The 12,047-nt window shown below is 68.1% G+C and carries 10 protein-coding genes and 4 pseudogenes; 8 read left to right on the plus strand and 6 right to left on the minus strand.

The features are described 5' to 3' along the window. A pseudogene (locus ACWCPN_RS30495) lies at positions 1-141 on the plus strand (DNA-directed RNA polymerase subunit alpha); the annotation flags it as partial. A gap of 757 nt (positions 142-898) precedes the next feature. On the opposite strand, the gene ACWCPN_RS30500 reads toward ACWCPN_RS30495, so the two are convergent. Continuing rightward, positions 899-1,657 carry a DUF899 family protein gene (locus ACWCPN_RS30500; protein WP_451212630.1) on the minus strand — a complete coding sequence of 253 codons (759 nt, stop codon included), beginning with the start codon at positions 1,655-1,657 and terminating at the stop codon, positions 899-901. 167 nt (positions 1,658-1,824) lie between these two features. Here ACWCPN_RS30500 and ACWCPN_RS30505 point away from each other — a divergent pair. The 6 genes and pseudogenes from ACWCPN_RS30505 to ACWCPN_RS30530 form a co-directional block, all read left to right on the plus strand. Then, positions 1,825-2,297 (plus strand): annotated as a pseudogene (locus ACWCPN_RS30505) (amino acid permease); the annotation flags it as partial. 74 nt (positions 2,298-2,371) lie between these two features. Beyond that, a complete protein-coding gene (locus ACWCPN_RS30510) occupies positions 2,372-2,557 on the plus strand; it encodes a hypothetical protein (RefSeq protein WP_451212633.1) in 186 nt (61 codons plus the stop codon). Continuing rightward, entirely contained in the window at positions 2,554-2,643 is a 90-nt protein-coding gene (gene kdpF, locus ACWCPN_RS30515) for a K(+)-transporting ATPase subunit F (protein ID WP_016434100.1), read from the plus strand. The genes ACWCPN_RS30510 and kdpF overlap by 4 nt, the downstream gene beginning before the upstream one ends. A gap of 8 nt (positions 2,644-2,651) precedes the next feature. Then, the gene (gene kdpA, locus ACWCPN_RS30520) at positions 2,652-4,313 is read left to right on the plus strand and encodes a potassium-transporting ATPase subunit KdpA (RefSeq protein WP_451212636.1); all 1,662 of its coding nucleotides are present in this window, start codon (positions 2,652-2,654) and stop codon (positions 4,311-4,313) included. Continuing rightward, positions 4,313-6,454, plus strand: a complete 2,142-nt coding sequence (kdpB, locus tag ACWCPN_RS30525; protein ID WP_451212639.1) for a potassium-transporting ATPase subunit KdpB — start codon at positions 4,313-4,315, stop codon at positions 6,452-6,454. The genes kdpA and kdpB overlap by 1 nt, the downstream gene beginning before the upstream one ends. Before the next feature lie 5 nt (positions 6,455-6,459). Continuing rightward, positions 6,460-7,167 (plus strand): potassium-transporting ATPase subunit C, encoded by a 708-nt coding sequence (locus tag ACWCPN_RS30530; protein WP_451212642.1) that lies wholly within the window; start codon positions 6,460-6,462, stop codon positions 7,165-7,167. 538 nt (positions 7,168-7,705) lie between these two features. Here ACWCPN_RS30530 and ACWCPN_RS30535 read toward each other — a convergent pair. Both ACWCPN_RS30535 and ACWCPN_RS30540 read right to left on the minus strand, forming a co-directional pair. Continuing rightward, complete coding sequence (locus ACWCPN_RS30535; RefSeq protein WP_392295877.1) at positions 7,706-7,975, minus strand: hypothetical protein; 270 nt, start codon at positions 7,973-7,975, stop codon at positions 7,706-7,708. Between the two features lie 145 nt (positions 7,976-8,120). Continuing rightward, positions 8,121-8,285, minus strand: a pseudogene (locus tag ACWCPN_RS30540) (phosphatase); the annotation flags it as partial. Positions 8,286-8,391: 106 nt separating this feature from the next. Here ACWCPN_RS30540 and ACWCPN_RS30545 point away from each other — a divergent pair. Continuing rightward, positions 8,392-8,986 (plus strand): annotated as a pseudogene (locus ACWCPN_RS30545) (IS5 family transposase). Here the strand turns inward: ACWCPN_RS30545 and ACWCPN_RS30550 are convergent. The 3 genes from ACWCPN_RS30550 to ACWCPN_RS30560 form a co-directional block, all read right to left on the minus strand. Then, a complete protein-coding gene (locus ACWCPN_RS30550) occupies positions 8,968-9,402 on the minus strand; it encodes a hypothetical protein (protein ID WP_451212645.1) in 435 nt (144 codons plus the stop codon). The pseudogene ACWCPN_RS30545 and the gene ACWCPN_RS30550 sit on opposite strands and share 19 nt — an antisense overlap. A gap of 784 nt (positions 9,403-10,186) precedes the next feature. Continuing rightward, positions 10,187-10,591: a type II toxin-antitoxin system PemK/MazF family toxin gene (locus tag ACWCPN_RS30555; RefSeq protein ID WP_451212647.1), complete on the minus strand. Its 405-nt coding sequence runs from the start codon at positions 10,589-10,591 to the stop codon at positions 10,187-10,189. Positions 10,592-10,797: 206 nt separating this feature from the next. Further along, positions 10,798-11,940, minus strand: a complete 1,143-nt coding sequence (locus tag ACWCPN_RS30560) for an alkane 1-monooxygenase (RefSeq protein WP_451212650.1) — start codon at positions 11,938-11,940, stop codon at positions 10,798-10,800. Positions 11,941-12,047 lie beyond the last annotated feature (107 nt).

Here is a 12,047-nt window from a genome sequence, read left to right on the forward strand (position 1 = left end):
GACGAGGTCAAGGCGAAGCTGGCCGGTATGGGCCTGGCCCTCAAGGACAGCCCGCCCGGATTCGACCCGACCGCCGCCGCCGACGCCTTCGGCGCGGACGAGGGCGGGAGCACGGGCTTTATGGAGACCGAGCAGTACTGATCGTTGCGCCGGGCTGTGGGAGGAACCTAGGCGAAGTTGGCCCTTGCAGCGCGCCGCACGCGGGGGCCGACTGCTCGGCCGATGGGCGCCGGCCGGCCGTGCACGTGCCTGCCGCAGCGGTCCCGTTCCGGCCGGCCGGTTCGTCGGCACGGCCGGAACGTGGCTGAAACGCTGTCGGAGACGAGGGCGACGCGGTGCGGGACATCGCGGCAGTCTCGCCACGGACCAGTCAGCATCTACGCCCGCACTCGCGATGCCCTCGGGTGGCAGCCGGTGCAGTCCCGCCTCGCCCCAAGGGTCAGGCGGGTACGCCGGGGTGGTGGCAGCGTCCGCTCGCGAGTCGGCAGGCTGCGGGCCGTGGTCAGATGGGCTGTGCCGTCAGGAGGTAGGACGTGCCCACCACTGCGGGGTCATCCGTCGTCGACCCGGGCGACGAGGATCCGGGAGCGTTCGAGTAACAGGACGGATCGTGCGCCCGCCGGTCAGGCCGTGTTCCTCCCACTCCGCATCAGCGGCGAGCCGGTCCCACCCTGGATCCTCGAGCACCTGCCTCTACCTCGGCGCGATTGTGGTGGTCCTGCCAGGCCCGGGAGGGCCCCGCCCGGCTCTTTCCGGTCGGCGCAGTGTCACCGCTTCACCAAATGCGACGACCTCTCCCGGAGAACTGGCAGTGCGTCATATCGAAAGGGCTGCCACCTGCGCTGCTGGCCCAGACGGGGTCGCGACCGCGTAGCCGGCACCGCCGACGGGTTCCAGTTCAGGAGCAGCAGCCTGAGCCGTCCGTGACGGGCTGTCCGCTGTGGAGACTGTCGTCGTGGCCTGTGGTGATCCGCGCCCATTGCGCGGTCGGCCGTCCGTCCTTGCGGAACTGCTGACCGCGGGTTTCGTAGGGCTGCGGCCGGCCTGGCGGGGAGTCCTCCCAGGTTTCCTGCCGTCCGTGGACGGTCATGTCGAGGATGCCGTAGGAGGGCGCCATGGGTTCGACACCGCGGCCGGTGGTCCAGTACGTCTCGTAGACGCGATCTCCGTCGCGGAGGTAGCTTGCCTTCATCCCGAAGTGGCGGCCTGCCAGAAGCGGTTCGCGTGATTCGGCGGGCACGGAGTACCAGGGCATGTCCCAGCCCATGAAGCGGCGGTAGCGTTCGGACTCGTCGAACGGGCCCTGGCAGAAGACGGCGAAGGTGACGTCACGCTGGTGCAGATAGGACAGCTCGCGGACCTGGCCGGTGAAGAAGGTGCAACCCTCACACTGGTCGGCTGCGGGGCGGCCGTCGTGCCACATGTGATACGAGACGAACAGTTGGGTGCGGCCCTCGAAGACATCGATCAGGGGGACGTCTCCGTTGCCTCCGACGACCGGGGTTGATGCGTCCACCTCCGTCATGGGAAGCCGTCGCCGCGCGGCGGCGATCGCATCGCCCTCCCGGGTGTGCGCCTTCTCCCGGGCACGCAGGGTGTCGACGGCGGTCAGCCACTCCCGGCGGGAGGCGACCGGTGGTTTGTTCACAGCAGTCATGTCCGTACTGACCCGACCGCACACGAGAACTCATCGGTGCGCGGGCTTCCGCCTGATGTGGGACCAGACCTTGCCAGTGAATCCGGCATCATGATGGCTGCCTCGCCCGCATCGCCCGTCCCGGTTGCACGGGCCGGTCCGACTCGCAGGCTTTATGAGACAGCGCACGTGCCTACAACCGGATCGGCGACAGGCTCGGACTCGGCCGCGTGCCCGAGGCGCCCCACCCAGACCGCTCCCTGGTTGTCGTGCCGGTCTCCTCGCTCTCCCGGCTGACCTCGGATGCGCTGACGGCGGCGGTCTCGCTCGGTGACGAGGTCCGTGCGGTGACCGTCTGCTACTCGGACACCGAGGACCGGGCACGGACGCACGCCTTCGAGCGGTCCTGGGCGGAGTGGAACCCGGGCGTGGATCTGGTGCGGCCGGCGTGCGAGCGGCGTGGCCTGGGCCGTCCCATAGCCGCGTGCGTCCGCGAGAGGTGGCCGCGCCCGGCACCCGGGGGACCGTGCTGATCCCGGAGGCCGAACCGGAGCGGCTGTGGCAGCGCCTGCTGCAGAACCAGCTGGGTGCCGTGGTCGCCCACGCGGTGCGGCGCGAGACGGACGCTGTGATCTGCCGGCTGCGCCGCTTGCTCCTGTGAGGTGGGTCACCGACGGTGACGGCGGCCTGCTCACCGGCACGGGTCGACGGCCGTAAGGGTCGCGTCAAGGCCGAATGGCTCGCCGTAAGAGAGCCGTCAACGGCGACGGATTTCGGCCAGAGGCGCGGTTTCCTCTAATCGTCCGTTTCAACCGCACCTCACTCCAGGAGTTCGCGATGGCCGATCTGGCCTTCGTCGTCACCGTGCTCGCGGCGTTCGCGCTGGTGGCCCTCGTCGCCAAGGGGGTGACGAAGCTGTGACCGCCGAGAACATCGTCGGCCTCGTCGTGGCCGTCGCCCTGCTGGGCTACCTCGTCCTCGCTCTGATCTTCCCGGAGAGGTTCTGAGACAGGCGATGAGTCCCGTAACCGCAAGCGTCCTCCAGCTACTGGCCCTCATAGGTGCGCTGGCGCTCGTCTACATCCCGTTCGGCAATTACATGGCCCGGGTCTACTCCTCCGCGAAGCACCTGCGGGTGGAGAAGTGGATCTACAAGGGCATCGGTGCCGATCCCGACACCGAGATGACCTGGCCCGCCTATCTGCGCGCGGTCCTCGCCTTTTCGGTCGTCGGTGTCCTGTTCCTCTACCTGCTCCAGCGGCTCCAGGGTGTGCTGCCCGGCTCGATGGGCTTCTCGTCGGTGAACCCGGCGCAGTCGTTCAACACGGCCGTGTCGTTCGTGACGAACACCAACTGGCAGTCGTACTACGGCGAGCAGACCATGGGGCACGTCGTGCAGACGGCCGGTCTGGCCGTGCAGAACTTCGTGTCCGCCGCCGTCGGCATGGCCGTCGCCGTTGCGTTGGTGCGTGGCTTCGCCCGCTCGCGTACCGGTGAGCTGGGCAACTTCTGGTCCGATCTGGTGCGCGGCACCCTGCGGATCCTGCTGCCCGTCGCCGCGGTGGCCGCGGTGGTCCTGGTGGCCTGCGGTGCGATCCAGAACTTCTCCGGCATCCACGAGGTCGGGCAGTTCATGGGCGGTCCGCAGCAGTGGAACGGCGGCGCGGTCGCCTCCCAGGAGGCCATCAAGGAACTGGGCACCAACGGCGGCGGCTACTTCAACGCCAACAGCGCTCATCCCTTCGAGAACCCCACCCCGTTCACCAACCTCTTCGAGATCTTCCTGATCCTGGTCATCCCGTTCTCGCTGACCCGCACCTTCGGCGTGCTGGTCGGCAGCGTCAAGCAGGGCTACGCGATCCTCGCCACGATGTTCACCATCTGGCTGGGCTTCGCGGCTCTGATGATGGCGACCGAGTTCGCCCACCACGGCGCGGCGCTGCAGGCCGCGGGCGGCGCGATGGAGGGCAAGGAGACCCGGTTCGGAGTCGGTGCTTCCTCGATCTTCGCCGTGTCCACGACGCTGACTTCGACCGGTGCGGTGGACTCCTTCCACTCCTCCTTCACCGGCCTCGGCGGCGGTATCACCATGCTGGGCATGATGCTGGGCGAGATCGCGCCCGGTGGCACCGGCTCCGGGCTGTACGGCATGCTGATCATGGCGGTCATCGCGGTGTTCATCGCCGGTCTGATGGTGGGCCGCACGCCCGAGTACCTGGGCAAGAAGATCGGCGGCCGGGAGATGAAGCTCGCCGCGGCCTACATCCTGATCACCCCCGCGCTCGTGCTGGTCTTCACGGCCGCCTCGATGGCGCTGCCGACTCCGCCGAATTCGATGCTCAACTCGGGTGCGCACGGGTTCTCCGAGGTGCTGTACGCCTTCACCTCGGCGGCGAACAACAACGGTTCGGCCTTCGCCGGCCTGAACGCGAACACGGACTGGTTCAACACCATGACCGGACTCGCGATGCTGCTCGGCCGCTTCCTGCCCATGGTGTTCGTGCTTGCGCTGGCCGGCTCCCTCGCAGAGCAGCAGCCGGTGCCGGTGACCGCCGGCACCCTGCGCACGGAGAAGCCGCTGTTCACCGGCCTGCTGGTCGGCGCGATCCTCATCATCACCGGTCTCACCTACTTCCCGGCCCTCGCGCTGGGCCCGCTCGCGGAAGGGCTCGCGTGATGACCACCCGTACAGAGAAGTCAGAGGACTCGATGTCCACAGCCACAGCCCCAGGCACCCGGGCACCGCACAGCGACGTCCCCACCGGGCACAAGCCTTCCGAAGGAAGGGTCGGTGCGGGTCTGTTCGACCCCAAGCAGCTGATCAAGTCGCTGCCGGAGGCGCTGCGCAAGCTGGACCCGCGGGTGATGGTCAAGTCGCCCGTGATGTTCGTGGTGTGGATCGGCTCGGTCCTGACCACGGTGTTCTCCTTCAAGGACCCCGGCGACTGGTTCGGCTGGACGATCAGCGCCTGGCTGTGGCTGACCGTCATCTTCGCCAACCTGGCGGAGGCGGTCGCCGAGGGCCGTGGCAAGGCCCAGGCCGACACCCTGCGCAAGGCCAAGACGGACACGGTCGCGCGCCGACTGCTTAGGGACGGCTCCGAGGAACAGGTGCCGGGAACCGAGCTTCGGATCGGTGACCTGGTCGTCTGCGAGACCGGTGACGTCATCCCCGGCGACGGTGACGTCGTCGAGGGCGTCGCCTCCGTGGACGAGTCGGCCATCACGGGTGAGTCCGCTCCGGTCATCCGCGAGTCCGGCGGCGACCGGTCGGCCGTCACCGGCGGCACGAAGGTGCTCTCCGACCGCATCGTCATCCAGATCACGGCGAAGCCCGGCGAGACCTTCATCGACCGGATGATCAACCTGGTCGAGGGCGCCGCCCGGCAGAAGACGCCGAACGAGATCGCCCTGAACATTTTGCTGGCCTCGCTGACGATCGTCTTCCTGCTCGCGGTGGCGACCCTGCCGCCGTTCGCCGACTACGCGGGTACCCACCTGACCATGGTGGTGCTGGTGGCCCTGCTGGTCTGCCTCATCCCCACCACCATCGGCGCGCTGCTCTCCGCGATCGGCATCGCCGGCATGGACCGCCTCGTCCAGCGCAACGTCCTCGCGATGTCCGGGCGTGCGGTCGAGGCCGCCGGTGACGTCTCCACGCTGCTGCTGGACAAGACCGGCACCATCACCCTCGGCAACCGGCAGGCGGCGGAGTTCGTCCCGGTGAGCGGCACGACGGAGGCCGAGGTCGCCGACGCAGCCCAGCTGTCCTCGCTGGCCGACGAGACCCCCGAGGGCCGCTCGATCGTCGTCCTGGCGAAGGAGCGGTACGGGCTGCGCGAACGCCACCAGGGCGAGCTGGCACACGCCGAGTGGATCGCGTTCACCGCCCAGACCCGCATGTCGGGCGTGGACGTCGACGGCCGCAGGATCCGTAAGGGCGCCGCCGCCTCGGTCATCGCCTGGGTGAAGGAGCAGGGCGGTGAAGTCGCCGAGGACGCCGACGCCATGGCCAACCGCATCTCCGGGGCCGGCGGCACCCCGCTGCTCGTCGCGGTCAGGGACGAGCGGGGCGCCCGCGTCCTGGGTGTCATCCACCTCAAGGACGTGGTGAAGCACGGCATGCGGGAGCGGTTCGACGAACTGCGCCGCATGGGCATCAAGACGGTCATGATCACCGGTGACAACCCGCTGACCGCCAAGGCGATAGCCGAGGAGGCGGGCGTCGACGACTTCCTCGCCGAGGCCACTCCCGAGGACAAGATGGCCCTGATCAAGCGGGAGCAGGCCGGCGGCAAACTGGTCGCGATGACCGGCGACGGCACCAACGACGCGCCGGCCCTGGCGCAGGCGGACGTCGGCGTGGCCATGAACACCGGTACGTCGGCCGCCAAGGAGGCCGGCAACATGGTCGACCTCGACTCCAACCCGACCAAGCTGATCGAGATCGTCGAGATCGGCAAGCAACTCCTCATCACCCGGGGCGCGTTGACCACCTTCTCCATCGCCAACGACGTCGCGAAATACTTCGCGATCATCCCGGCGCTGTTCGCCGCCGTCTACCCGGGCCTGAACAAGCTGAACATCATGGGCCTGTCCTCGCCCGACTCCGCGATCCTGTCCGCGGTCGTCTTCAACGCGCTGATCATCATCGCGCTGGTGCCGCTGTCCCTCAAGGGCGTGCAGTACCGGCCGGTCAGCGCGGACAAGATGCTCCGCCGCAACCTCGGCATCTACGGCATCGGCGGCCTGATCGCCCCGTTCATCGGCATCAAGCTCATCGACCTGCTCATCTCCCTCATCCCCGGAATCGGCTGAAGGCCATGAACAACTCCGCAACGAACACCGCCCGGTTGCTCGGGGCGGGCCTGCGCGCCCTCCTCGTGCTGACCCTGGTCACCGGCGTCCTCTACCCGCTGGCCGTCACCGGCATCGCCCAGGGGCTGTTCCGCGACAAGGCGAACGGCTCCGAGATCAAGGCGGACGGCAAGGTCGTCGGCTCGTCCCTGATCGGGCAGCAGTACAGCCTGCCGCTGAAGAAGGGCCAGGAGACCCCGGACCCGGACCTGAAGTGGTTCCAGGGCCGCCCCGCCAACAGCCTCGGCAGCAACAGCATCAACACGCAGTACAAGCTGATCCTCTCGGGCGCCACCAACCTGGCCGCCGACAGCGGCGCGGTCAGGGGCACGTGCCCGGCCGAGCCCACGGACGGCACGCTCTGCGCCCAGGTGCTCGCTGCCAAGGCTGCGGTCATCAAGGACAACTCGGTCGCCGGTTACACGGTCAAGCCGTCCGACGTCCCCGCCGACGCCATCACCTCCTCCGGCTCCGGCCTGGACCCGGCCGTCTCTCCGCAGTACGCCGAACTCCAGGTCCACCGGGTCGCCGCGAGGAACGGCCTGCCCGTCGAGCGGGTCGAGAAGCTGGTCGAGGACCACACACAGTCCCGCACCCTCGGCTTCATCGGTGAGCCTCGCGTGAACGTCCTGGAACTCAACATCGCGCTCAAGGCCCTCACAGCGAAGCAGTGATGGTCTTATGCGACCCGAACGGGAGTCGGCGGTCCGGGAGATGTCCCGGACCGCCGGCTCCCGCTGCCATGAAGCCGGCCTCCCCGCCCCCGGCGCCCTCGGTGCCCCGGCCCGGCACACGACCGGAAAGGCAGAGCTCAGACGCAGCCCTGTTTCCCTTGACCAAAGACGTAGGGGCACTCCCCTAGTTGTTCATGATCCGGAGGGAGGGGTCACCGCGTCCGGAGGCAAGCTCGGTGCCGTAGCAGGGCGGGAGGGAAGTGTGATTGGGGGGCCTGCACGTGATCGACACCGGCGACATCGACGTCTTCCTTGCCTTGGACGTGCCGACTGCAGGGGAGCGAGGTGACCTCGAGCGGGCGACGGGCCGGCGGGGAGGCGCGCTCCGCTACCAGCATGCCCCGCGACAGCATCCGCGACGCGCAAGACCCGTCCACCTCGTGCCGACGCCGCTCCCCGGCGGGGGGCCGAGAGGCGGCGCAGGTGCGTGGATGCCCTGGCGGCGCACAGAGTCCGTATCGTCGCCAGGGCGTCCGGGTCAGCCGATGTGCCAGGTGAAGCTGCCGCCGTTGTTGGCGGCGACGACGAACATCACGACCATGAGAAGGATGTCGAGCACCCCGAGCCCGATGTCCCACTTCGCCATCACGGAGCCCGTCCGGTGCAGTGCCACGGCTCCGAAGACGACGGCCAGCGGCCCCAGGATGATGGGCAGGATGAACAGGCCGAGGATGCCGCAGACCAGTCCCGCGATCGCCAGTCCGCTCGTCCGGCTCGTCTTGTGCGTACCCGTGCTGTAGGACGACATCGACATCTCCCAACCTGTTGCGATGAGGTTCTTTTCTCTCCTTTTGGTTTCCTTCTGATTGCCCGACACGGGCGGGTCATGCCTTCGAAGTCACGAGCAAATCCTGGCCTGCGAGGCAGAGTTGGGACCGGGCACCGCAACGTTTACGCGTCCTCAGCGCCACTTGATAGACCGCGGCAGGGTCGAGTCCGTAGCGCGCCGCCCACATTTCCCAGACGCGACGCTGGTTGGCCACAGCGTCAATCAACGTTCCGTCGACATCAAAGAGGACATATTTCGAGGAACCTGAGGGCGCACACTCGGTGGTCACGCTGAGATCATGCCATCAGCTCATCAGGCTGGCCGTTCCGGGATCGCCTCCAGGTGCTGTCCGGCGGATCATGTGATCGCCCAATTCGGGGTTCACCGTTTCGGTCGTGGGGCGGGGTAATCTGACAGGCGACGAGTCGGTGCGGATTCGCCGTATCTGCCGAAGTCCGGTCGCCGGGGCGGGCGATGGCGAGACCACAGAGCGGTGATCAACGGGATCCTGTTCAGGGTCCGCACCGGCATCCCGTGGAGGGATCTGCCGGAGCGGTTCGGGAGCTGGAAGACCGTCCATGAGCGCCATCGCCGGTGGTCCCAGACGGCACCGAGGACCGGATGCTCCAGGCCGTTCTCGCGGATGCCGACGCCGAGGGGTCGATCGACTGGAGCATGGTGAGTGTGGACTTCACGTCGTGCCGGGCCCACCAGCACGCAGCCGGGGCGCCGCGCAGAGCACCACAGATCCCGAAGAGGAGTTCATTACCTCAGCGGCCCCGCCCGACGAGGGACTCGGCCGTTCCCGGGGCGGTCTGACCTGAGCTGTACGAGCGCCGCAACGAAGTCGAGCGGACGAGCAATCGGCTCAAGCAGTCCCAAGCCGCTACCACGCGTTACGACAAGCGCGCATATGTCTTTCACCGCACGATCACCCTCGCCTCGATCGGGCTGTGGTGCCTCCCAGACCACTACCGCACGGAGCAGTAGAGCCGGGCTCCCTGGCCAGTGGCAGTGCGGGCCAGAGATGCCAGCTCGGCAAGGTGGCTGACAGCGTCACCTTCCTCGACGAACTCCCCATCAGCCCGACGCAGGTGCGACCACCTGCGAGCTACATCTTCGAGTCGCAGCGGATCCTCAGTCGCGAGCAGGGCCTGGAGCCGCTCCGAAATCACGAAGACGTAGTAGCCATCGTTGGTGATCTCAGTTAGTACGTGCGGTTCGCCGGCCCGCATGAGCTCTTGCGGACTGTCTCCAGTGAAGAGGCTCTCCCACTCGACTGCGGCGTCCGCAGGATCGTAGATACCCACAGGAACGATCTTGAACGCTGGGCGCGGGCTGATGCCCTTGACCGCAGTCGCCGACTCGTCATCAGGCGCGACGAAGAAATCTGCCCACTCATCCACTCCAGCATCATGCCCGGTGCCCGGACCACGTGACCGGCAAGATCGGCTGGACAGGTCCTAGCACCGTCCAAGACGGCTTAGGGCCGACACGGGCAGCTGTTGGCCAGTGCCGCAGTGGGGGAGGGGCCGGAGCCAGAGGCTGGATAGCCCGCGACGAGCTTCCGCCTGACGCGCCGTGCAGGCTTTAGCCGTGAGCGGCGGGGCACGCTGAACTTCACGGCGACCGGAGCCCACACTCGATGTGGGATGAGCCCTGAAGGAGAGGGAGGGGATCGACATGAACGGCGTGCTTGGTGTACTCCTGATTATCGCTGTCGCCGCCGCAGCGGGATTCACCATGTGGGCTCAATCGGCGAGCGCGCGGGACTTCTGGCGCCGTCGCCGAGGGCAGTAGGAGAACCAACACTGCGCCCTTCGTCCAGATGAATTCGGGGGCCGCTCTTGCAGACGCTGCGCGGACCACGCCGTCTCGGGTGCCCGCCGTGTCGTCTACCTTGTACCCGACGCTCGCGCCAACAGCTACAACCCTCGTCTCGGTCGTGCCCGCGTGAGCACAGCCGCTGCAGGCCCAGCCGCTCACCGTAAGGGGCGTTAGGGGCGTTAGGGGCGGTGGGGGCGGCGCGGAGGTGGCCGGGTAGGCCGCTCGTGGAGCGCCGGGTCTGCTCAGTACTCCAGCCGTAGATCGTGATCTCGATGGTGAAGGGCGTCGAGGCGCCAGGTGTCCAGCGTGGATCATCTAGGCCGAGGTCGCCCCTACCGTCGCGGGCGTTGGCTCCTTTACCGTCTACCCGAGTTCACCGCGACGGAAGGCGTCCCTTATCGCGCTGAGCTTCGCGGTCGTTGCCGGGGTCCGCTCCTGGGCTTGTTCGGCGACTCGGAGGGCGTCGTCGATCTCGCTGAGCTTCCTGGAGGACAGGACGGCCGCCCGCTCTATCAGGTCGTCCCGGGCCACGGTGGTGAGCCACGTGCACGGGGTGAAGCCTGGATACGGGAACGCGAGCCGCAGCACTCCTTCGAGTGGCAGCCCCTCACCGGTGCCGACCGTCACCTCGATGCCCAGACCGCTGATGTCGAGGCCCGCCGGTGCGACGACCTGCATCGCCTGGAACCCGGACGCGTCGTCTCCTGACAGCAGTACGACCAACCTCCGCTCGTCGAACTGGACCCACCAGACTTCGCCACGTTGCACAAGCCCTCCGATACACAGGACGGCAAGCAGACGCTGCGCGACCTGACGCGGTGTGGAGACGGGTGCGGCCACCGTTGATCATCGGTGTGAAGACAAACGATCATGCGGTGGCCGTAGGTCACAGCGTAGACCTTGCCTGTTGGCAGGAGGCACCGAGTAGCCGAGCCCGCCGGAGATCGGCGCTCATCCTGTCGGCCCGTGCCGCGTCAGGCGGTCACCCGGCGCCGCAGGGGCGGATGGAGGTTGGTCCGCGTGAGGTCACCGTCGTAGTGGGCCAGCAGCCGGTGGTCCATGACCGCGCGCCACAGCGGCGGGAACCAGGCGAGCACGATCATGGTGGCGTAACCCGAGGGGAGTTGGGGCGACTCGTCGAAGTGGCGCAGGGTCTGGTAGCGGCGCAGCGGGTTGGCGTGATGGTCGGAGTGCCGCTGCAGCTGGAAGAGGAAGACGTTGCTGACCGTGTTGTCGCTGTTCCAGCTGTGGCGGGGAGCCACCCGCTCGTAGCGCCCGTCCGGCCGCCGCTGCCGCAGCAGACCGTAATGCTCCAGGTAGTTGACCGTTTCCAGCAGGCAGAAGCCGAGCACCGCCTGGAGCAGCAGGAAGGGCAGGACCCGCAGCCCGAACACCGCGGTGAGGGCCGTGAACAGCGCGGCCGAGAGCGCCCACGCAGTAAGGATCTCGTTGTGCGGGCCGAACACCGCGCGGTTCCGCCGGGTCAGTCGGCGTCGTTCCAGTTCCCAGGCCGAGCGCAGACTGCCCCACACCGTGCGCGGCAGGAACCGCCAGAAGCTCTCCCCCATGCGGCTGCTCGCCGGGTCCTCCGGCGTGGCGACCCGCACGTGGTGGCCGTGGTTGTGTTCGACGTAGAAGTGCCCGTACCAGGTCTGCGCCAGCGCTGCACGGCTCAGCCGCCGCTCCAGCTGCTCTCGCTTGTGCCCGAGTTCGTGGGCGGTGTTGATGGCGACGCCCGCCACGACTCCCGTCGTGACGGCGAGGCCGAGGCTGTCGGCGACCGGCAGCCCGCCGTCCGCCCACCGGTCGCAGGCCCAGACCAGAGCGCCGAACTGGAGCGGCAGGTACAGGTAGGTGCACCAGCGGTAGTAGCGGTCAGCCTCGAGGAGCGGCACGGCCTCGTCCGGGGGGTTGGTGCCGTCCGCGCCGCTCAGCCAGTCGGCGAGCGGGACGAGCACGAAGGCGAAGAACGGGCCCCACCACCAGAACACGTGCAGGTCGGTGAGGGTGACGAGGCCGCCCGCCTGGAAGGGCAGGGTCGGTACGGCGAGGGCGAGCAGCCACAGGGGGCGCTTGGGATCCCGCCAGGCGTGGGGATGATCAGGCGCTGGCTTCATGAGGACTCCTTGACGAGGACGTGCGCTTCCCCCGCACCCGTCGGGGCGGGGGAAGCGCACGTGCGGGGGGTGGAGTGACAGTGCCATGGCAGGAGAGCGCTGACAAA

It is taken from the genome of Streptomyces sp. NPDC002386, assembly GCF_053593175.1.